The following is a 22,433-nucleotide window of genomic DNA, read 5'->3' as shown; positions in this document are numbered from 1 at the left end:
AATGTCAAAATTATTAACTGGAGCAGAAATAGTATTCAAGTGCCTTGAAGATCAAGAGGTTGAATATATTTTCGGATATCCAGGTGGCGCAGTTCTTCCAATTTATGATGAATTAAAAAATCATGATTCAATAAAACATATTTTAGTTAGACACGAACAAGGGGCGGGTCACGCAGCAGAAGGTTATGCAAGGTCGTCAGGAAAACCTGGTGTTGTACTTGTAACATCTGGTCCCGGAGCAACAAATGTTGTTACCGCTTTAACAGATGCTTACATGGATTCGGTACCATTAGTTTGTATCTCAGGGCAAGTTCCAACTCATTTAATTGGAACAGATGCTTTTCAAGAATGTGATACAACAGGAATTACAAGACCATGCACTAAACATAATTGGTTAGTAAAAGATATAAAAGATTTATCTAAAATATTACATGAGGCTTTTAAGGTTGCTACAACAGGTAGACCAGGTCCAGTATTAGTAGACATTCCTAAAGATATTCAGTTTGCAAAATCAAAATATTCAAAACCAAAAGCTGAAAAAAAATTAAATGGTTCTTCTTTAAATCGTTTCACCCAAGAAGAAGTAGATAAATTAATTGAAATGATGTCCAAAGCAAAGAAACCAATTATTTATTCTGGTGGTGGCGTTATAAATTCTGGACCGCAAGCAAGTGAGGCATTGAGAGAATTAGTTCAGCTTACAGGATTTCCTATCACTTCTACATTACAAGGTTTAGGTGCTTATCCAGGAGATGATAGTCAATTTTTAGGAATGCTTGGAATGCATGGTACTTATGAAGCAAATAATGCAATGCATGACTGTGATTTATTAATAAATATTGGCGCAAGATTTGATGATAGGATAACAGGTAAGATAGATGAATTTTCACCAAAATCAAAAAAGGTTCATATAGATATTGACCCATCATCAATAAATAAAATTATCAAAGTTGATTTAGCATTAGTTGGAGATGTTAATGACGTTATCAATAAAATTACAAAGACAATAAATAAGAAAAAATTAAATTTAAATAAATCTAATAAGCAGCAAATTTCAAAATGGTGGGAACAAATCCAAAAATGGAGACAAAAAAATTCATTAAACTTTATTAATAGTAATGAAACTGTAAAACCCCAACATGCTGTTCAAAGGCTGTATGAATTAACAAAAAATCAAGACACATTTATTACTACTGAAGTAGGCCAACATCAAATGTGGGCCGCTCAACATTATAAATTCAATAAACCAAATAGATGGATGACATCTGGTGGGCTAGGAACTATGGGATACGGATTGCCTGCAGCAGTTGGTGTTCAAATAGCTCATCCAGAAAAATTAGTAGTTGATATTGCTGGAGAAGCTTCTGTTCTTATGACAATGCAAGAGATGTCTACTGCAGTTCAGTACAATCTTCCAATAAAAATATTTATTTTAAATAACCAATACATGGGAATGGTGAGACAATGGCAGGAACTTTTACATGAAAAAAATTATTCTGAGAGTTATTCAGAAGCATTACCAGATTTTATGAAAATGGCAGATGCTTATGGATGTAAAGGAATAAAAGCAGAAACACCTGATGAATTAGATCAAAAGATTCAAGAAATGGTGGATCATAAAGGCCCAGTAATTTTTGATTGCCATGTTGATCCAAATGAAAATTGTTTTCCAATGATACCTTCAGGTAAACCACACAATCAAATGATACTAGGTCCAAACGAACAAGAGGAAAATAAAATTACTGGTAAAGGTAAAGCGTTAGTTTAAAATGGTAAAATCTAAATCAGCCTACAGCGTTGCAACAAAAAAGGAAAAACTTGATACACATATAATTGTTGTATGGGTTGATAATGAAGCAGGAGTTTTAGCTCGTGTAGTTGGTTTGTTTTCTGGCAGAGGTTATAATATTGAGTCTTTAGCGGTTGCAGAAATTGACTCAAAAAAAAACATATCAAGAATAACAATAGTTACAACTGGAACACCCCAAGTCATTGATCAAATTAAACTTCAGCTAAGAAAATTAGTGCCAGTTCATAAGGTTGCTGACTTTAAAAGAGAAGATAAGTCGGTGATATTTAAAGAAATGGCTTTATTTAAGATTGTTGCTAAAAAAAATAAGATAGACAAGTGTTTAAACGCTTGTAAAAAGTTTAATCCAGTAATATTAGATAAAACAAAAAATTCTGCAGTAATTCAAATTACAGCACTAAGAAGAGAAATTGACAAAATGAGTGTTAAACTTAAACCATTAGGATTGATCAGTGCTTCAAGAACAGGTGCAGTAGCAATGACTAGAGGGGATAAAGTTTTTAATTAATTATTTAAAGGAGAATAAAAATGAAAATGTTTTATGAAAAAGATGCTGATGTAAATCTGATCAAAGAAAAAAAAGTTGCTATATTTGGCTATGGTAGCCAAGGACACGCTCATGCATTAAATTTAAAAGATAGTGGTGTGAAAGAAGTTGTTGTAGCGCTAAGAGATGGATCAGCAAGTAAAGCTAAAGCAGAGTCTAAAGGATTAAAAGTAATGAGCTTATCAGATGCAGCTGCGTGGGCTGACGTTTGTATGATATTAACTCCAGACGAACTCCAAGCAACAATTTACCAAAATCATATCGAACAGAGAGTTAGAGAAGGAACTAGTTTAGCTTTTGCTCATGGTTTGAATATTCATTACAACTTAATAAACGCAAGAAAAGATTTAGATGTTTTTATGGTTGCACCTAAAGGCCCAGGTCATTTAGTAAGAAGTGAATATGAAAGAGGTGGTGGTGTTCCTTGTTTGATGGCTGTTCATCAAGATGGAACAGGTAAAGCAAGAGATTTAGCTTTATCTTACGCTTCAGCTATTGGTGGTGGAAGATCAGGAATAATTGAAACTACATTTAAGGATGAGTGTGAAACAGATTTATTTGGCGAACAAACAGTTTTATGTGGTGGCTTGGTTGAACTAATCAAAAATGGTTATGAAACTTTAGTTGAAGCTGGTTATGAACCTGAGATGGCTTACTTTGAATGTTTGCATGAAGTTAAATTAATTGTTGATCTGATATATGAAGGTGGAATAGCAAATATGAATTATTCTATATCAAACACTGCTGAATATGGTGAATATGTTTCAGGCCCAAGAATAGTCAATAAAGAAGAGACTAAAAAAAGAATGAAAGAAGTTCTAGCTGACATCCAGTCAGGTAAGTTTACCAAACAATGGATGGATGAGTGCAAAAATGGTCAGAAAAACTTCTTAAAAACAAGAAAAGATTTAGCTGATCATTCTATTGAACAAGTAGGTACCAAACTGAGAGCTATGATGCCTTGGATTGGTAAAAAGAAACTTGTTGATAGCGACAAAAGTTAAAAATATATCCAAAATTAAACATAATAATTTACAATCTCTATTATAGATTGTATTGTCGTTTTCATTCAAAAATTTGTTATGAGCGATAAAGATAGAGTAATTATATTTGATACAACCATGCGAGATGGAGAACAATCTCCAGGCGCATCAATGAGTCTTGAAGAAAAAATTCAAATAGCAAGAGTATTTGATGAATTGGGTATTGATATAATTGAAGCTGGTTTTCCAATTGCGTCTCCTGGTGATTTTGAGGCGGTAACTGCAATTAGTAAAGTTTTAAAAAAATCAATTCCTTGTGGTTTATCAAGACATTCAAAAAAAGATATTGATAGATGTTATGAAGCTTTGAAACATGCTCCAAGATTTAGAATTCATACTTTTATTTCTACAAGCCCACTTCATATGAAACACAAGTTAAATAAAACTCCAGAACAAGTTTACGATTCTATTAAAGAACATGTTTCATATGCACGAAATTTAACTGATGATGTTGAGTGGTCTTGTGAAGATGGAACAAGAACAGACATGGATTATATGTGTAAAACTGTAGAGCTTGCTATTGCTAGTGGTGCTACAACAATTAATATTCCTGATACAGTCGGTTACACAGTTCCTTCTGAGTTTACTACAATAATAAATACATTATTAAATAAAGTTCCAAACATTGATAAAGCAATTTTATCAACTCATTGTCATAATGATTTAGGTTTAGCTGTAGCAAATTCACTAGCAGGAGTTCAAGCAGGTGCAAGACAAATTGAATGTACAATTAATGGAATTGGTGAAAGAGCAGGTAATGCAGCATTAGAAGAAGTTGTAATGGCTATTAGAACAAGAAATGATTTAATGCCATATGAAACTGGAATTAATACAACTCTATTGAGTAAAGCTTCAAAACTTGTTTCAAATGTTACTGGTTTTCCAGTTCAATATAATAAAGCAATAGTTGGAAAAAATGCATTTGCCCATGAGTCAGGTATTCATCAAGATGGAATGTTAAAGAACAGAAATACTTATGAAATTATGACACCTGAAAGTGTTGGAGTGAAACAAACATCATTAGTAATGGGTAAGCACTCTGGAAGACACGCATTTAAAGACAAGCTAGTAAGTCTAGGCTATGCAGATATAACTGATGATATAATTGAAAATGCGTTTGGAAAATTTAAAATTTTAGCTGATAAGAAAAAACATATATACGACGAAGATATAATTGCTTTAGTTGATGATAGTTTAATTATTGATAATAAATCAAACACGATTTCATTGAAATCTTTAAAAGTATTTGCTGGAACTGGAGAACCACAAAAAGCAGATATGACTTTAGATGTAAATGGAGAAGTAAAATCTGCAACAGAAACTGGTGATGGACCAGTAGATGCCATATTTAAATGTATCAAAAATTTATACCCTCATGATGTTAACTTACAATTATATCAAGTACATGCAGTTACAGAAGGAACAGATGCACAAGCAACAGTAAGTGTTCGTATTGAGGAAAATGGAAAAACTACTGTTGGACAAGCGGCAGATACTGATACGTTAGTTGCTTCAGCAAACGCTTATATTAGTGCATTGAATAAAATGATTATTAAAAGAGAAAAAACTGCTCCTATGGATCAGGAAGAAAAAAAGGTGAAAGGAATTTAAATGAGTTTTTTTAATAAAATGAAAGCAATGTGGAGTCAAGATATGGCTATAGATCTTGGAACTGCAAATACTCTTGTAGTAGTAAAAGGTGAAGGTGTAGTTTTAAATGAACCATCTGTTGTTGCAATCGTTGATAACGGAGGTGGTAAGAAAAATGTATTAGCAGTTGGTGACGAAGCAAAAACAATGCTTGGAAGAACGCCTGGTAACATAAGTGCAATTAGACCTTTAAGAGATGGAGTTATTGCTGATTTTATAGTCACTGAAGAAATGATTAAACACTTTATTAAGAAAGTTCATAAAGGAAGCACGTTTGCAAATCCAAGAATTTTAATTTGTGTGCCTACAGGATCTACACCTGTAGAACGTAAGGCAATTCAAGACAGTGCCTTAGCAGCGGGCGCTAGAAGAGTGCAGTTAATTGAAGAACCTATAGCTGCTGCAATCGGTGCTGGCTTACCAATTTCTGAAGCAACTGGCTCAATGGTTGTAGATATTGGAGGTGGTACTAGCGAAATCGCAGTGATGTCTCTTGGAGGTTTAGTTTATTCTAAATCATTAAGAGTAGCTGGAGATGCAATGGACACTGCTATGGTTAATTATATGAGAAAGGAATACAATCTTATGATTGGTGATAGTACTGCAGAAAAAATTAAAAAAGAAATTGGAACTGCAATCCCTTCTAATAATAATACCTATGCTGTTAAAGGAAGAGATTTAAGATCTGGTACACCTAAGGAAGTCAATATAACAGAAGAAGATACAGCAGAAGCATTAAATGATATTTTAAGAGACATGGTTAATGGCATAAAAGATGCACTTGAAAATACACCACCAGAATTGTCTGCAGATTTAGTTGATATGGGTTTAACATTAACTGGAGGTGGTTCTTTATTAAAAAATATTGATAAAAGATTTTCTAAAGAAACTGGTCTACCGGTTCATATTGCAGATGATCCATTGTCATGTGTTGCTATTGGTACAGGAAAAGCTCTCGAGCAAGAAGAGATTTTTTCAACAATGCTTTCAGAGTATTAGGAATATGAAAAATGAGTGTAAGCAGAGATGATTTCGTAATAGCAATACGATCTGCTTTTTTAAAAAAACAAACTAAACAAAGATTTTCATTATTATCTCTAATTTTTCTATCAATATTTGTTTTATTCTTAACCAATCAAAATTTTAAAATAATTTCATTTGTTAAATCGACAATAAATGAAGTTATCTACAGAGGATCATTTGTAATATCTGCTCCCGAAAAAGCGTTAAGTAGTATTGCAGAAGAATTTGATCATCATCTTAAAGTTCATACTAAAGTAATGATTCTTGAAGATGAATTAGCAGATTTTAAATCTAAAGACGTATCTTTAAAAATATTAGAATTTGAAAATCAAAAACTTAGAGAACAATTAGATGATTATTTAGTTTCAAGTGAAATAATTTATTCAAAAATAATTATTGATAATAACAGCCCATATTTAAAATCTTTTGTAATTAATAAAGGATCAAGAGATGGAGTAAAAGTTGGAATGGTAGTTTTAGATCAAAATTATTTAGTAGGTAAAATAATTGAGGTAAATTTTAATACTTCACGAGTGTTACTTTTATCTGATATTAATTCAAATATTCCAATTTCAATTTCACCAGGAAATTTACAAGCGATTGCAACTGGAACCAGTGATGATTTTGCAAAAGTTAATTATCTAAAAAAAATACATTTAAATAAAATTTCAAATGACTCAATTATATACACTTCAGGGACGGGTGGTCTCATTAAAAGTGGTATACCAATTGGTAAAGTTATTGATTTTGATCAAACGACTGATGATGTGAAGATTCAATTTTTTAGTGATTTTTCTCAGCTACAATATGTTTCAGTAGCTTCATTCGAGAAAGTTGAAAAACAAAACGAAAATGAAATCTCAGAAACAGATAATTCTTGGAAAGAGGGGATATTATTTAAAGGACCAAGCCCTGTTCAACTAAATGAAAGATTAGAAGCTTTAGTTCAAGAAAAAGAAATTAATGACCAAATAAGAACTCAAATTGAAGCTGAAAATTTAAAATTAAAAGAACAATTATCCCAAATTCAAAAAAAACTTTTCCAATCAGAAAAAAAAATTAATGATCAATTAAAAGTTATCAATTCTCATAAAATTGATGAAGAAGAATATAATTTTTTAAAACTCAATTTAGAGTACGGACCTAAGTGTACAAAAAAAACTATTATTTCAAAAGGATTTAAAGTTGGAACTCCTGAATATAGAAAATGCGTTTTAAGAAGAGGTATAAAAACAAATGACTGATTTAAGACAAAATACGTTTTTTCGAAGTTTCTTAAAAGTTTTTCCTCTTCTTTTGTTATTTATTAGTGTTTTTAATGAATTCGATGCAAACTATTTTGGTGTTCCTTTTTTATCATTTAATTTTGCATATATTTTAATATTTTTTTGTACTTTGAAAGCAATTGATCATTTTGGATATGGATTAATTTTTATAGCAGGATTAATAAACGATACTGTTACAGGCTTGCCATTAGGACTTAGTAGTTTTTGTTATATGATAATTTGTGTTTTTTCATCTTATTTTAGAAGTATCACATTAAGACCTACGATTATGAAAGATTGGTTATTCTTTCTAATAACTATTTCTGTTGCAAACTCTATTAACTATTTAGTCTTATATTTATATTTTGGAGTTTTAATTGATTATCGATTTCTTCTTGTAAACAATTTTACAACATTTTTATTGTTCTTTTTCTTTTATTTTGTTTTTGGTCTTTATTATAAAAAATTTATAGGAAAATCTGATGTTTAATATTAGCGATAATGTAACAAAAGTTAACTTAATTAATAGAAGATTATTTATCGTCACTGCTGCAAAGATCTTAGTTTTTTTAGGTCTTTCAACTAGACTTTATTCATTACAAGTTAAAGATAAAAATAAATATCTTACTTTATCAGATAAAAATAGAATTAGAGAGTCTAAACTCCCTCCTGTAAGAGGTGAATTTTTAGATTATTTCGGAAAAACAGTAGCTGGAAACAATGAAGTATATCAACTTCATTTAATCCCAGAACAAGTTGAAAACTTTAGATATGTTTCTTTAAGATTGAAAAATATTTTGAATATGTCGGACAAACAATTTCAAAGATTATTAAAGAAAAAAAATGAAGTTAAGCCATGGGATACTATAGTAGTATCTGATAATTTGACGTGGGAACAATTTTCAAGAGTTAATAGTTACTTATATGAATTAACTGGCGTAAAGTCAGTTTTATCAATAACAAGAATTTATCCTCATAAAGAAGATTTTACGCATGTACTTGGATACGTAAGCCAAGCTAATGAAAATGATGTTTCAGAAAATGAAGACATTAAAAATAAATTTGTTCCTGGATTAAGAGTTGGAAAAACTGGACTAGAAAAAGCATTTGAAAAAGAATTGCTTGGAGAAAATGATATTCAAAGATTTGAAGTAAATGCTTATGGTAAGAAAATAAATCAGATTGAATTACAAAAAGGATCAAAAGGTAAAAATATAAGATTAACCATAGATACTGAGATACAAAAATATTGTAGTGATTTACTAAAAGATAGAGCTGGTTCCATTTGTGTAATGGATATTTATACAGGTGAGATTATAGCTATGCAATCTGCACCATCTTTCGATCCAAATTTATTTTTATTTGGTATCAATCAAGATGATTGGCAATTAATCAGAAACAATCCATTAAAACCTTTAGTAAATAAAACTATCAGTGGTAAATACTCTCCTGGTTCTACGATTAAACCAATTGTCGCTTTATCTGCTTTAGAAAATAAAATTGTTAGCCCTCAGTTTACTGTAAAGTGTGAAGGTAAAACAGAAATGTACGGTCAAACATATCACTGTTGGAAGAAAAAAGGACATGGATTTGTAAGTTTAAAAAATGCGATGAAACAATCTTGTGATACATATTTCTATGAGATAGCAAGAAGACTTGGAGTTGATAGATTAAGTGAAACAGCCAAAAAATTTGGACTTGGTGAAAGAGTATTTGAAAACTTATTTTTCAATGAAAAAAAAGGTCTTGTTCCTAACACTCAATGGAAAAAAAATGCACTTGGAAGTGGATGGTTATTAGGAGAAACTATGATTACTGGAATTGGTCAAGGATATATTCAAACAACCCCAATTCAACTTTGTTTGATGACAGCCCAAATTGCCAATGGTGGATATAAAATTTACCCAAAAATCACCGTTGATACAGAAACCAATTTTTTAGACAAGTATGAACCATTATTTAAAGAAAAGAAAAATATTAAAATTATTCAGGATTCAATTTTTAGCTCAACAAATGAAGTTATGGGAACTTCTTATTCTTCTAGAATAAATGATCCAAAATATCGTTTTGCAGGCAAAACTGGAACTGCACAAGTTAAAAGGATTACAGCAGAAGAAAGGGAACTTGATTTAAAAACATCAGAAATTCCTTATGAACAAAGAGACCATGCATTATATGTTGCATATGGACCTACTGAAAATCCTCGTTACGCTTTGAGTATTATAATTGAACATGGTGGATCAGGTGGAACAACTGCTGCACCAATGGCTAAAAAGTTATTTAAGTTAATAATCGATAGACACAAGCTAAGAGAGGAAGCAAAAGATAATAAATTTTTAGATATTTAAAAATGCAAAATAATTTTTCTCAAAATACTTCATTTTTTCAAAAGTTAAGAGATTATGATTACCTCTTATTAATGAGCATTTTAATTCTTGGAGTAATCAGTATATTTGCAATGTACTCTACAGACGGTGGTGAAATTTTGTTTCACACAAAAAGTCATTTTGTTAAATTTTCAATTTTTTTCCCAATGATGTTGATATTATCGTTTGTTAATATCAAGTTTTGGCATGCGGGAAGCTATCTCTTTTATTTAATAATACTTGGTTTATTGATTTGGGTTGCTTTGTACGGTGTTCAAGCTTCGGGCTCAAAAAGATGGATAAATTTATACTTTTTAAATCTTCAACCATCGGAGTTAATGAAAATTGCAGTTATACTTTGTTTAGCTAAATATTTTCACAGAATTAGAACAGAAAGAATAAATCATTTTTCTACGATTTTAGTTTCATTAACAATTATAATTGTTCCAACAATTTTAGTTATTACACAACCTGATCTTGGTACCTCAATTTTAATCTCATTATCTGGTCTAATTATTTTATGGTTATCAGGTTTGAGGATTAAATATTTTGTTTATTCGTTTATATTATTTTTAATTTCACTTCCATTTGCTATTTCATTTTTAAAACCATATCAAAAATTAAGAATTTTAACATTTATTGATCCTGATAGAGATCCTTTAGGATCAGGGTATCAAATTATCCAATCAAAAATTGCGGTAGGGTCTGGCGGTTTAACCGGAAAAGGTTTTTTAAAAGGAACTCAAAGTTATTTAGATTTTTTACCTGAAAAACATACTGACTTTATATTTACTTTATTTTCTGAAGAATTTGGATTTGTAGGATCTATACTTTTATTACTGCTGTATGGTTTGATAATATATCGAATTATTAGAACTGGTTTGATTTCAAGAAGTTTCTTTTCAAGACTATTTTGTTTCGGTTTTGCATTTGCAATTTTTTTATATGTTTCAATTAACATGTCTATGGTTTTGGGATTACTACCTATAGTTGGTTCACCTTTGCCAATAATGTCCTATGGTGGTTCCTCCTTGCTTGCTACTATGATTGGTTTTTCAATAGTTCTAAGTGCGAAGATTAATCACAATCAAAATATATCATAATTTAAGCACAGTATAATTTGTCGCTTAAAAAAAATAGGTCTTTAATAGTATATCTTTTAAATGACTAAATCTTTAAAAGTAGGCATTATAGGATCAGGTATTCAAGGTGTATCAAATGCACTATTTCTTCAAAAGAAAGGTTTTGATGTAACTATTTTTGACAGGGATGAACCTGGAAGTCCTGCTGCTTCATATGGTAATGCAGGTCATTTTTCTCCATACGCATCTCTATCTTTAAATAGAACTGATATTCTTTTAGATGTGCCTGCTATGCTTATGAGTTCTAGTGGACCTTTAGCGCTTAAATGGAATTATGTTCCAAAAATGATTCCTTGGTTTGTAAAATTTTTATTAAATACAACAAAAAGTAAAATGATGCATACAGCTGAAAATATGCATCAAATTTTGGATTTAGCTTTACCTGCATATGATGAAATTTTTGATGAGATTGATGATCTAGAGGGATTAGTTGAAAACAAGGGTATACTTTATATTTGGAATGATAAAGATTTAAAAAGTAGAGAACTTGAAATAAAAGTCAGAGAAGAATTAGGAGTAGAACAGCAACTAGTTAACAAACATGAGATACATGATTTGGAACCTCATATAAGACCATTTTATCACGCTGGAGTTTTTTATCCTTATGCAAGACATGCAAGAAATCCAAAAAAAATTTTATTAAAGTTTTTTGATCTCTTTATGAAAAAAGGAGGAAAATTTAATAAATTAAATATTAAGGATATAGAATTTGATGGAGATAAACCTACTTTTATAACCGAGGCACAACGTTTTGTATTTGATAAGGCTGTTATAGCGTGTGGAGCATTTTCTAAAAAGCTTACAGATAACTTAGGTGAAAAAATTCCACTAGATACAGAAAGAGGATATCACGTTCATTTTAAAAATTGTGATCATTTATTAAGTCGTCCAGTAATTTTTCAGAATAGAGGTTTTGGTGTTACTCCTATGGAACAAGGATTGAGGGTTGTTGGAACAGTAGAATTTGGTGGTTTAGAAAATCCTCTTTCAAAATCTAGAATAAAAAATTTAATAAATAACGCAAAATATATGTTTGGAGACTTACCTGATCATGAAGATGAATGGTTGGGATTTAGACCAACATTACCTGATTTTTTACCTGTAATGGGTCCTTCTAAAAAATATAAAAATATTTTTTATTGTTTTGGACATCATCATTTAGGATGGACATTAGGACCAATATCTGGAAAGATAGTTTCAGGTATGATTGCTGAAGAAAATACTAATTTAAATTTAAACCCATATAGTTCATCTAGATTCAGTTAAGTGAGCAATAAATTAAATATTGCTTATGTATTTCTATTTTTAACCGTTACTTTTTGGGCAGGCAATTTTATCGTTGGAAAATTTGCTAGTTTTTATGATGTTCCACCTTTTTCATTAAATTTTTATAGATGGTTTTTTGCTTGGTTAATATTAGCACCATTTACGCTTTCAGAGATAATTAAAAAACGAGACTATATTGTTAATAATTTAAAATTATTCATTATTTTAGGAATTACGAGCATCACAATTTTTAACTCTATTGTTTATTATTCACTTAACTTTACTCAGGTAATTAGTGGAGTTTTAATGATCTCTACCATACCAGTAATGATAATTTTTATTTCATCGATTTTGAAAATTGAAAAAACAAATATTTTTCAAATTTTAGGAGTAATTTTTTCTTTCACTGGTGTATTGTTAATTATTACAAAAGCAAACTTAGGAGTTCTCTTAAGTTTAGATTTTAATAAAGGTGATTTGACAATGGTTATTGCTATGTTTTCATGGGCTTTATATTCTGCTTTACTAAAAAAGCAAAAATATGAACTTTCACAACTTAGTTTGTTAGAAGTTATAATAACTTTTGGTCTTATATTTTTAATACCAATCTATTTTATTGAGTATCAGTTAGGCCACATTATTAAGGTTAAAAAACCATTTATATTAATTTTAAGCTATGTTGTTTTATTTCCAGGCCTTGCTTCATTTATTCTATGGATAAAAGGTATTTCAATGATTGGTGCTAACAGATCAGGAGTTTTTTTACATTTAATGCCAATATTAAGTGCAATAATGGCAATGATTATTTTTAATGAAAAATTTATGTTTTATCATATTCTTGGCGCAATTTTTATTTTAACAGGAATAATTTTATCAAATAGAAAAATTAAAAATGCTTAAAGTTGCAATATTAGATGATTATCAAAACGTATCTCAACAATTTGTAGATTTAGAAAAATTATCTGGAAAATATGAGTTTAAGATATTCAGCGAACCTTTTGAAAATGAAGACGATGCTATTGAGCAATTAGCTGATTTTGAAGCTTTACTCATAATGAGAGAGAGAACTCCAATGACTGAGAGTTTAATAAATAATCTCCCAAAGCTTAAATTTATAATTTCAAGTGGTAGCAGAAATAAATCAATAAATTTAGAAGCTACAAAAAAAAAAAATATATTGGTTTGTGGCACTGAAATTAATATACATCCAACACCAGAGTTGACTTGGGCTTTAATTTTAGGCTTAGCAAGAAATCTTAAAGAAGAGATTGATAATATGTACCAAGGATACTGGCAAACTACAATTGGGGTTGAGCTCAAAGGTAAAATTTTAGGTTTGCTTGGTCTTGGAAGAGTTGGATCACAAGTTGCAAAAATTGGAAAAGCTTTTGGTATGCAAGTTATGGCATGGAGTGAAAATTTAAACTTAGACACATGTAAGGAATTAGATGTTTTGCCATGTAGTAAAGAAGATTTAATAAAAAATTCTGATTTTTTATCTATCCACGTACAAGGAGGGCAAAGATACAAAGATTGCATTACACTAAAAGAATTAGATCAGATGAAAAAAACCTCTTTTTTAATTAACACTTCAAGAGGCCCTATTGTTAATGAAGATGATTTAATTATAGCATTATCTACAAACGTAATTGCAGGTGCAGGATTAGATGTTTATGAAAAAGAACCGTTACCTGAAAATAATAAACTTAGATTTTTACCTAACGCTTTATTAACTCCACATATAGGATATGTAACAGCTGAAAATTATCACATATTTTACACTCAAATGATCGAAGCACTAGAAGCCTGTGTAGATGGGAAACCCATCAGAGTTATTGAAAAATAAATGGGTCTACCTGTAGTTAATCATAAGGATTACTTTGCGAAAATTGGAGATAATCACAAATTTCCAATTAATAAATTTTCAGAACTTGCAAAATACTTAAAAGAAAAAAAAATAGTTAAAGAGTTCATAAATCCCTCTCCTTGCTCAATTGAAACTCTAAGTAAGGCTCATTCTCTAGACTACATAAACAACATAAAAAATAAGACTTTAGATAAAGATGGTGTAAAAAAAATTGGATTTCCATTAGTTGATAGTGTTGTAAAAAGATCTTTTATTGCAACAGGCGGCACTGTTTTATCAGCAAAACTTGCGATTAAATCTGGAATTAGTTGCAACACAGCTGGCGGAAGTCATCATGCAAACTTTAATGGTGGAGCAGGTTATTGTGTATTTAATGATGTAGCTGTTGCAGCAAAATATTTAATTGAAAGAGGTCTGGCTAATAAAATTTTAATAGTTGATTTAGATGTTCATCAAGGTAATGGAAATGCAGAAATTTTCAAAGATGATAATCATGTTTTTACTTTTAGTATGCATTCTAAGACTAATTATCCAGCTAAAAAATCTTTAAGTAATTATGATGTTGAACTGGAGGATAATACGGAAGACAAGATATATTTAGAAAAATTAAAGCAGTGTTTACATGAATTAAATCAATATTTTTTTGATTTTGTATTTTATATAGCTGGTGTTGATATTCATTTTAATGATCGTCTAGGAAAATTAAAAATTTCGGACGAAGGTGTTAAAATGAGAGATCAAATAGTTATAGAAAATTTTTTCTCTCAGCGAATACCTTTATGTGGTGTTTTAGGAGGTGGTTATAACAAAAATTTTGAAAAATTAGTTGAATTACATTCTTATTTACATGAAACATGTTCTAAGTATATTTAAATAATGTCAAAGAAAAATCCAAACTTAACTGCCGAACAAAAACTAGTAATGTTTGAGGATGGAACTGAGCCTCCTGGAACTAGTAAACTTAACCATGAAAAACGAGATGGAAGTTATCATTGTGCTAATTGCGGGATAAAATTATTTGATAGCGAAACTAAATATGAAAGTGGATCAGGTTGGCCATCATTTTTTAAATCTCTACCAGATGTTTTTGAAACAAAAACAGATCATCTTTTAGGTTATGCTCGAACAGAATATCATTGTAAAAATTGCGATGCCCATCATGGCCACATATTTGATGATGGACCTGAACCTACAGGAAAAAGATATTGTAATAATGGTGTATGTTTAGTTTTTAAACCTAAAGAATAATTACTTTAGCATTTCTTCTAACTTATTTTCTTTTTCTAAAGCTCTTATGTCGTCATAACCACCAATGTGCTGATCATCAAAAAAGATTTGTGGAATAGTTCTTTTTCCATTTGCTCTTTTAATCATTTCATCCATTGCACCATCTACGGTAGCAATGTTTATTTCGTTATAAGTTGCATTATTTCTTTGAAGTAATCTTTTTGCAGCCTCACAATAATTACAAAGTGGACCAGTATAAATTGTTATATTTTTCATGAGTTATAGATAATCACCTTTTTTAATTTTACTAGTTATTTGTTTTCTAGAATATTCAAATTTTTTTCTATGTTTGATACTCTTTTGGTTTACTCTTTTTCTCCATAATCTAAAAGAGGAGGGCTTAAGTGTCCGTCTCATTATTTTGATTACTTCTGATTCTGACTTTCCAGTTTTTTTTTCAATTTCTTCGAAAGTAATCCGGTCGGCCCAAGCTGCCCAAATGATCCAATCAGGATCGTCGATTGGTGGCTCAGGATTTTTTACCCTGGTGACTGGTAGGTTGCCTTTTTTTTTCATTTTCCTCGAAATTTTTTAAAAAATAGATAATGCAATTTATATAGGATTTGCTAAAATGTTCCAGATAGTCCTTCTTAGCCATCTTTAGCTCCCGGTTTTTAAGGACTATCTTTTTTTTTAAAAAATGCTCCCATTAGATTTCATACTTTATCTTCAAATCATAATCTTCTTATTTATAACTCCTGGGACACCACGAATTGTAATCATTTCATATTCAATGAATTATGGACTAGGTAAATGTGTTTGGTCTGCATTAGGTGATGTAACTGCAAATTTAATACAAGCAACATTAGTCATTTTTGTAATTGGATCTTTTTTTTCAGAAAGCTCGACTATACTAAATATTTTTAAGTGGATAGGTATTATTTATATTTTGTACCTTGCGTACGATATTTATAAGTCGCGTCCAAAAAATATATCAAACAAAGAAGAGGTAAAAAAAACTAATTTATCTTTTTTCAGAGATGGTTTTTTAGTTGCAGGCACAAGTCCTAAGGCCTGGATGTTTTTTCCATTTATTTTCCCACAATTTATTGATTTTAATTCAAATTTATTAACTCAATTTGTAATTTTAATTACAACTTATGTAGTTTTAGATTTTTTATCTTTAATTGGTTATGCAATGCTCGCACAAAAATTAATTAAATGGATCACTGCTAATCCAAAAACAATAAATACAATTTCTGCGAGTGTTTTAGTTATAATTGCATTAATTATTGTATTTACTCAAAAATATTAGATTAAATCTCATCACCTATTCTTTAAAATGTATATGTGCCTACTTGAAAAAAATTACAATATAAGTTTTAATTTTCTCTTAATTAATTAATTAACAAAGGAAATAAAATGAAAATAACAAAAATCTTTTTAGGTTTTATTTCTGCATTAGCGATTTTATTATCTTCATCAGTTACTTCATTTTCAAAAGTAGTAGGTGATAAGATTATTTTAGGATCTGCGATTTCATTAACAGGTAAATACTCTTCAAATGGAGTTCATACACAAAACGGTTACAACATGGCTGTTGATAGAATTAATAGCATGGGTGGTGTCAAAGTTGGTGGCAAAACTTATAAGTTTGAAATTATCTACTATGATGATGAATCTAACCCTAAAAGAGCTGCGCAACTTGCAGAAAGATTAATCTCTCAAGATGGTGTTGAGTTTATGCTTGGCCCATACTCTTCAGGATTAACAAAAGCAATTGCTCCAGTAACTGAGAAATATGGAGTACCAATGGTTGAGGCTAATGGTGCATCTAGATCTTTATTTACAAAAGGATACAAATATTTATTTGCAGTTTTAGCACCAGCAAATTTATATCTTGATGTAGCGATTGACTTAGCAGTAGAAAAAAATGGTGGTAAGCCAGTTAAAATAGCACAAGCTTTTGAACAAGATGCTTTTTCTCAGGACGTTAGATTAGGTGTTTTAGAAGCCGCAGAGAGAACTGGTTCAAAAATTATCATTGATGATAAGTTACCAAAAGAACTAAATGATATGGCTGCAACTTTAGCTAAAGTGAAAACAGTGAAGCCAGATGTATTAGTTGTTTCTGGTCACACTAAAGGAGCTTTAACCGCAATCAGACAAATTTCAGAGATGAAAGTTGATGTTCCAATGTTAGCAATGACACACTGTGATGCTGCGAAATTATCAAAACAACATGGTAAAAACTCAGAGTTTGCATTATGTGCTTCTCAGTGGCACAAGACTTTGACTTACAAAGATGAATTCTTTGGTAATGGTATAAAGTATGATGCAGATTTTACTAAAGAGTTTGGATATGCGCCACCTTATCAAGCTGCCGAGTCTTCAGCTGCATTATTGGTTTTCAAAGATGCATTTGAAAGAGCAAATTCTTTCGATAAAAAGAAAGTAAGAGATGCTCTAGCTGACACTAATATGCAAACTTTTTATGGAAATATTAAATTTGCACCAGGTGGTCAAAATGTAGACAAGCCAATGGTATTGTTCCAAGTTATGTGTAATGACGATGGAAGCAAGTGTGAAAACAAAGTTGTAGCTCCTACTAAGTGGGCTTCAGCAGAGTTAATTCACCCAATTCCAAAGTGGTCTGAAAGATAATCTAAATTAAGAAAAATGCCCTCTAGTATTAGAGGGCATTTTTGTATAAAAACAATTTTTTTTACATAATGGATTTTTTAGTATTTCAAGCTCCCATGTTAACAGTTCAAGCTACGCTTGATGGATTGTTGTTAGGAATTTTATTTGCACTGATAGCATATGGAATGGCTCTTCAATGGGGAGTGATGAATATAATTAACATTGCTCAAGGAGATCTTGTGATTTTAGGTGGGTATATAGCTTACTTTATGTATCTATCAGGCATCCACCCTGCTTGGGGAGTAATAGTATGTCCGATAGTAATGTACTTTGTTGGAGTGGGAATTTATAAAACTGTAATCAATAAAGTAGTAGATAGAGATCTGTTCATTTCAATTTTAGCTACATTTGGAATTAGTATTTTAATGATGCAGTTAATGAACTTTGCATTTGGAGCCGATGTAGTTTTAGCGAATTCACATTACGGAACAACAATGTTATTTGACAACTCTGTAACTTTACCAAATTCAAAAATATTTTCTGCTGTGATAAGTATTATATTTGCTATTTGTTTGGTGCTTTACATGAAAAAATCAAAATTAGGTAGAGCAATTAGAGCAACTGCTCAAAATGCAAGAGCAGCAAAGATTTTAGGAGTAGATACAGAGAAAGTTTATGCTGCTACTTTTGGTATAAATGCTGCGCTTTGTGGTGTTGCAGGTGCGTTAATTGCAATAACTTTTACAATTCATCCTTACATGGGACTACCTTATACAATTAGATCTTTCATGATCGTTATTGTTGCAGGTTTAGGAAATTTACCTGGAGTTGCAATGTCAGGTATGGGATTAGGTGTATTTGAGGAGTTTGCAGATTATATTTTAGGAACTGAATTCAGAATTGGTTCAGTATTCTTATTATTAGTTTTAATTTTAGTTTACAGAAGATTTAAACTTTCTAGAAAAAGAGAGTATCTAAAATAATGAATAAGAATTTAATACTATATTTGGGCATTTTAATTTTTGGTTTAGCAGCACCATTTGTTTTTCCTGCTTTTAAAGTTCAGCTATCAATACTTTGTATATTGATTGTTCTTGCAACAACTTGGAACGTTCAAGGTGGTGAGATGGGATATAATACTTTTGGTAATATTTTATTCTATGGACTTGGAATGTATTTATGTGCATCAGTTCAAGTTGGAATGTTTTTTCCATTAGCAGAATGGACCGAGGGTGGAGGAGAAAAAACTTTTGTTCACACACCAACACAATTCTTTCAAGGAATTGGTGTAGGTTTAGCAGTTGCAGCAGTGGTCCCTTGTTTAGTTGCTGGAATTATTGGATACTCAATTTTAGGACTTAGAGGTCATTATTTTGCAATTTGTACTTTAGGTTTAGGTATTGCAGCTGGTGAAATTTCAGGAGGAATAGAAATTATCGGAGCTGGACAAGGTTTTACAACACCTCCTTTTCCAGAAATAGGAACAACAGAAGCTAGAGGAGAGTTTTTCTATTTTCTAAGTTTTGGACTTTTAGTTTTAACATTTATTGCAATTAAATTTTTATACACAACAAGATTTAGATTGGTTTTAAATGCCATCAGGGACAATGAAGATAAAGCTGAAGCGATGGGTATTCAAACAATGAAATATAAAATTACAGGATGGATGATATCCGCATTTTTCTGTGGTCTTGCTGGCGGTATTATGGGTGGCTTAGTTGGTTATATAGACTCAACTGACGTCGCTTTTGATGGAAGAGAAATGGGAGTCTTTATGGTTCTTATGGCAATATTAGGAGGGAAAGGAACTTTGTGGGGTCCAATTATAGGAGCAACTGTATTTCATATTTTTAAAGAAGGTTTTTGGACTTTCTTCTTAGGCTGGCAGTACGTGGCACTAGGAGTTTTAATTGTAGTAATCGTAATTTATTTCCCAGAAGGCATAATGGGATGGTTAAGGGAAAAATATCCAGAAAGATTTGGTGAAATAGTTGATGAAGCCGATCGAAAAGCACAGATAGAATTAAAATGAGTATTTTAGAAGTTAGTAATGTAAGTAAATCATTTGGTGGTGTTAAAGCTAACGTAGATGTTTCAATGTCAGTTGAGAAAGGAACAATAGTTGGTTTAATTGGTCCTAATGGCTCTGGAAAAACTACTCTATTCAATTCAATAGTAGGAACATATCCAATTGATCAAGGTTCAATAAAGTTTAATGGCAAAGAGGTATCAGAATTACCTGTACCAGTAATTGCTAAAATGGGATTACTTAGAACTTTCCAACAAACAAGAATTTACAGTAAATTAAATTGTGTAGATAACATGTTGATCAGCCATAAAGCTAGCGATGAGAGTTTAATGTCAATTTTCTCAAAAGTACCAGCTGAACTTACTGAAAAAGCCGAAAACCTTCTGAACTTTGTTGGTCTTTATCAAAAAAGAAAATTAAGAGCCGGTGATTTATCTTTTGGTCAACAAAAACTTTTAGAATTAGCAATGGCACTAATGAATGAACCTGAAATGCTATTGTTAGATGAACCTACAGCTGGAATAAATCCAACATTAATAAATGGTATCATCGATAGATTAATAAAAGTTAATAAAGACTTTGGGATTACACTTTTAGTTATTGAACATAATATGAGAGTAATTATGCAATTGGCACAAACTATTCATTGTTTAGCTCATGGACAAATGTTGGCCAAAGGCACACCAGATGAAATTAAAAATGATAAGCGAGTAATAGATGCTTATTTGGGAGCACAATAATGGGAAATCAGTATGAAGTTTTAGGCAAAGCTCCAGGTCCCGAAGATTTAAAAAAACTTTCTCCAAGTAATGTTCATTTAACAATAAGTGGGCTGAATGCAGGTTATGGAAAAATGGAAATTCTTCATAATCTAGATCTTTTTGTAAGTAAGGCCCAATCATTATGTTTAATTGGTCCAAATGGAGCAGGAAAATCTACAATACTTCACTCAATTTATGGATTTACAAATATTTTTTCTGGAAAAATTGAAATTGAAGGAAAGGAAATAACTAATTTAACACCTGCAGAAAAATTAAAGTCTGTAGGCATAGCATACATATTACAAGACAATTCAGTATTTCCAGACATGACTGTTGAAGAAAATCTATTAATGGGTGGTTATATCAAAGATAAAACAGACGAGTCTTATGAAGAAGCTGAGAAAATATTTGAAAAATACGAAAGACTTAGAAATAGAAGAAATCAACCTGCAAAAGTTTTATCAGGTGGTGAAAGAAGATTGCTAGAGATATCAAGAGCTCTAGTTATGAAGCCTAGTGTTTTATTAGTTGATGAACCATCAATTGGTTTGGAGCCAAGATATATTGATATGGTGTTTGAAATTTTAAGAGATCTTCAACAAAATGAAAAGAAAACAATTATCTTAGTAGAACAAAATGCTAAAAAAGGTTTAGAGTTCGCTGACATTGGATATGTTTTAGTTTCAGGTCAAACTGCTATTGCAGGTAAAGGGGATGAGCTATTAAGTAATCCAGACGTAGGTAGATTATTCCTAGGTGGTTAATGATTAACCATGAAATCTTTTTTAAAGGTCTTAAATCAAATCTTGGTGTAAGAAGTCCAACAATTTCTTTGGCAGCTTGTTTTGTTGCTCTAGGAGCATTGCTAAAAGATGCAGGATTTAACCTACAACAAAGCGCTGCTTCAAGTATTTTTACGTATGCATTACCTGGACAATTGGTAATGGCAGAGTCATTATTAATAGGAACTTCTCTTATAAATATTTTTATTGCTGTTTGGCTTGTAAACTTCAGATTATATCCAATGACAGTTTCTTTGTTTCCATTATTGGCTCATAAATCACAACCAAGATGGAAATATCTTTTGTCTTGTCATTTTTTAGCAGTATCATCTTGGTTAGTAGCAAAAGAAAGTTATGAAAAAGTTGAGCAAAAATATCGAATTGATTTTTGGATTGGAGTAGGCGTTGGCACCTGGTCAACAGCAATTATATCTACTGTCATTGGTTATCTCTTAGCTGATTACTTGAATAAAGATATCATGATTGGATTAGCAATAGTCAATCCAGTTTATTTTTTTTGCATGATGATAGGGGCAATGAAAAATATAAGTATATCAATATCAGTAATTGGAGGAACAATTTTAGGACCTGTAATTTATTTATACTCAACAGAGTGGGCTATTTTATATGCAGGAATAATTGCTGGTTCATTTGCATTTTTATTTGGAGAAAAAAATGGAAAATAATGATCTAATTTTATTTGCAATAATTGTAACTTCATTAGCAACTTTTATCTCAAGATTTTTAGGTGCAATAACATCAGAAAAAGTAAGTGTTCAATCAAAAGTTTTTCAATGGTTTAATTGTGTTGCATATTCCACACTAGCGGCTTTACTTGGAAGAATGATAATTTTTCCAGCTGGAGTTTTATCAGGCTCTGATCTCTTGATAAGATTATTTGTACTTTTTAGCTGTATTTTAATTTTTATTTTAACTAAAAAAAACTTAGTTATCCCTACAATTTTTTCAGCTGTTATGTTGTCGGTTTTAAATAATTTAATATAATAAATTA

The 22,433-nt window shown here is 30.7% G+C and carries 24 protein-coding genes; 22 read left to right on the top strand and 2 right to left on the bottom strand.

Annotation, left to right across the window (positions count from 1 at the left end):
• The first annotated feature begins 1 nt into the window (after position 1).
• The 14 genes from ACTT9D_RS03835 (at position 2) to msrB (ending at position 15,227) form a co-directional block, all read left to right on the top strand.
• On the top strand, positions 2-1,768 hold the full coding sequence (locus tag ACTT9D_RS03835; RefSeq protein ID WP_440930535.1) for an acetolactate synthase 3 large subunit: 1,767 nt from the start codon (positions 2-4) through the stop codon (positions 1,766-1,768).
• 1 nt (position 1,769) lies between these two features.
• A complete protein-coding gene (gene ilvN, locus ACTT9D_RS03830; protein ID WP_440930534.1) occupies positions 1,770-2,318 on the top strand; it encodes an acetolactate synthase small subunit in 549 nt (182 codons plus the stop codon).
• A gap of 20 nt (positions 2,319-2,338) precedes the next feature.
• Positions 2,339-3,361 carry a ketol-acid reductoisomerase gene (gene ilvC / locus ACTT9D_RS03825; protein ID WP_440930533.1) on the top strand — a complete coding sequence of 341 codons (1,023 nt, stop codon included), beginning with the start codon at positions 2,339-2,341 and terminating at the stop codon, positions 3,359-3,361.
• A 78-nt stretch (positions 3,362-3,439) separates the two neighbouring features.
• On the top strand, positions 3,440-5,011 hold the full coding sequence (locus ACTT9D_RS03820) for a 2-isopropylmalate synthase (protein ID WP_440930532.1): 1,572 nt from the start codon (positions 3,440-3,442) through the stop codon (positions 5,009-5,011).
• Positions 5,012-6,049: a rod shape-determining protein gene (locus ACTT9D_RS03815; RefSeq protein ID WP_440930531.1), complete on the top strand. Its 1,038-nt coding sequence runs from the start codon at positions 5,012-5,014 to the stop codon at positions 6,047-6,049.
• An 11-nt stretch (positions 6,050-6,060) separates the two neighbouring features.
• Positions 6,061-7,317, top strand: coding sequence for a rod shape-determining protein MreC (mreC, locus tag ACTT9D_RS03810; RefSeq protein WP_440930530.1), 1,257 nt, complete (start codon positions 6,061-6,063; stop codon positions 7,315-7,317).
• Positions 7,310-7,828 (top strand): rod shape-determining protein MreD, encoded by a 519-nt coding sequence (locus ACTT9D_RS03805; RefSeq protein ID WP_440930529.1) that lies wholly within the window; start codon positions 7,310-7,312, stop codon positions 7,826-7,828. Before mreC ends, ACTT9D_RS03805 begins: the two co-directional genes overlap by 8 nt.
• The gene (gene mrdA / locus ACTT9D_RS03800; protein ID WP_440930528.1) at positions 7,821-9,686 is read left to right on the top strand and encodes a penicillin-binding protein 2; all 1,866 of its coding nucleotides are present in this window, start codon (positions 7,821-7,823) and stop codon (positions 9,684-9,686) included. Before ACTT9D_RS03805 ends, mrdA begins: the two co-directional genes overlap by 8 nt.
• A 2-nt stretch (positions 9,687-9,688) precedes the next feature.
• Positions 9,689-10,807 (top strand): rod shape-determining protein RodA, encoded by a 1,119-nt coding sequence (gene rodA, locus ACTT9D_RS03795; RefSeq protein WP_440930527.1) that lies wholly within the window; start codon positions 9,689-9,691, stop codon positions 10,805-10,807.
• Between the two features lie 60 nt (positions 10,808-10,867).
• Entirely contained in the window at positions 10,868-12,112 is a 1,245-nt protein-coding gene (locus tag ACTT9D_RS03790) for an NAD(P)/FAD-dependent oxidoreductase (RefSeq protein ID WP_440930526.1), read from the top strand.
• The gene (locus ACTT9D_RS03785; protein ID WP_440930525.1) at positions 12,113-13,012 is read left to right on the top strand and encodes a DMT family transporter; all 900 of its coding nucleotides are present in this window, start codon (positions 12,113-12,115) and stop codon (positions 13,010-13,012) included. It abuts the gene before it with no gap.
• A complete protein-coding gene (locus tag ACTT9D_RS03780; RefSeq protein WP_440930524.1) occupies positions 13,005-13,958 on the top strand; it encodes a D-2-hydroxyacid dehydrogenase family protein in 954 nt (317 codons plus the stop codon). The genes ACTT9D_RS03785 and ACTT9D_RS03780 overlap by 8 nt, the downstream gene beginning before the upstream one ends.
• Positions 13,959-14,852 carry a histone deacetylase family protein gene (locus ACTT9D_RS03775; RefSeq protein ID WP_440930523.1) on the top strand — a complete coding sequence of 298 codons (894 nt, stop codon included), beginning with the start codon at positions 13,959-13,961 and terminating at the stop codon, positions 14,850-14,852.
• Between the two features lie 3 nt (positions 14,853-14,855).
• Positions 14,856-15,227, top strand: a complete 372-nt coding sequence (gene msrB / locus ACTT9D_RS03770; RefSeq protein WP_440930522.1) for a peptide-methionine (R)-S-oxide reductase MsrB — start codon at positions 14,856-14,858, stop codon at positions 15,225-15,227.
• Here the strand turns inward: msrB and grxC are convergent, their stop codons facing one another.
• Both grxC and ACTT9D_RS03760 read right to left on the bottom strand, forming a co-directional pair.
• Complete coding sequence (grxC, locus tag ACTT9D_RS03765; protein ID WP_014953589.1) at positions 15,228-15,482, bottom strand: glutaredoxin 3; 255 nt, start codon at positions 15,480-15,482, stop codon at positions 15,228-15,230. It abuts the gene before it with no gap.
• A 3-nt stretch (positions 15,483-15,485) separates the two neighbouring features.
• Complete coding sequence (locus tag ACTT9D_RS03760) at positions 15,486-15,782, bottom strand: TIGR03643 family protein (protein ID WP_440930521.1); 297 nt, start codon at positions 15,780-15,782, stop codon at positions 15,486-15,488.
• Between the two features lie 124 nt (positions 15,783-15,906).
• Here ACTT9D_RS03760 and ACTT9D_RS03755 point away from each other — a divergent pair, with 124 nt between their 5' ends.
• From ACTT9D_RS03755 to ACTT9D_RS03720, 8 genes are all read left to right on the top strand, one after another.
• Positions 15,907-16,521: a LysE family translocator gene (locus tag ACTT9D_RS03755; protein WP_440930520.1), complete on the top strand. Its 615-nt coding sequence runs from the start codon at positions 15,907-15,909 to the stop codon at positions 16,519-16,521.
• Between the two features lie 107 nt (positions 16,522-16,628).
• The gene (locus ACTT9D_RS03750; RefSeq protein WP_440930519.1) at positions 16,629-17,870 is read left to right on the top strand and encodes an amino acid ABC transporter substrate-binding protein; all 1,242 of its coding nucleotides are present in this window, start codon (positions 16,629-16,631) and stop codon (positions 17,868-17,870) included.
• Positions 17,871-17,938: 68 nt separating this feature from the next.
• Positions 17,939-18,832: a branched-chain amino acid ABC transporter permease gene (locus ACTT9D_RS03745; RefSeq protein ID WP_440909880.1), complete on the top strand. Its 894-nt coding sequence runs from the start codon at positions 17,939-17,941 to the stop codon at positions 18,830-18,832.
• Positions 18,832-19,881, top strand: a complete 1,050-nt coding sequence (locus ACTT9D_RS03740; RefSeq protein WP_440930518.1) for a branched-chain amino acid ABC transporter permease — start codon at positions 18,832-18,834, stop codon at positions 19,879-19,881. Before ACTT9D_RS03745 ends, ACTT9D_RS03740 begins: the two co-directional genes overlap by 1 nt.
• A complete protein-coding gene (locus ACTT9D_RS03735; RefSeq protein ID WP_014953583.1) occupies positions 19,878-20,618 on the top strand; it encodes an ABC transporter ATP-binding protein in 741 nt (246 codons plus the stop codon). The genes ACTT9D_RS03740 and ACTT9D_RS03735 overlap by 4 nt, the downstream gene beginning before the upstream one ends.
• Positions 20,618-21,403, top strand: a complete 786-nt coding sequence (locus ACTT9D_RS03730) for an ABC transporter ATP-binding protein (RefSeq protein WP_440930517.1) — start codon at positions 20,618-20,620, stop codon at positions 21,401-21,403. Before ACTT9D_RS03735 ends, ACTT9D_RS03730 begins: the two co-directional genes overlap by 1 nt.
• Positions 21,403-22,107, top strand: a complete 705-nt coding sequence (locus tag ACTT9D_RS03725; RefSeq protein ID WP_440930516.1) for an AzlC family ABC transporter permease — start codon at positions 21,403-21,405, stop codon at positions 22,105-22,107. The genes ACTT9D_RS03730 and ACTT9D_RS03725 overlap by 1 nt, the downstream gene beginning before the upstream one ends.
• On the top strand, positions 22,097-22,426 hold the full coding sequence (locus ACTT9D_RS03720; protein ID WP_440930515.1) for an AzlD domain-containing protein: 330 nt from the start codon (positions 22,097-22,099) through the stop codon (positions 22,424-22,426). Before ACTT9D_RS03725 ends, ACTT9D_RS03720 begins: the two co-directional genes overlap by 11 nt.
• Positions 22,427-22,433: the final 7 nt, after the last annotated feature.

Origin of the sequence: Candidatus Pelagibacter sp., from assembly GCF_052049815.1 — a bacterium.
GTDB lineage: Bacteria > Pseudomonadota > Alphaproteobacteria > Pelagibacterales > Pelagibacteraceae > Pelagibacter.
Note: the sequence above shows the minus strand (reverse complement) of the source record. Positions and strands in the feature narration are given on the sequence as shown.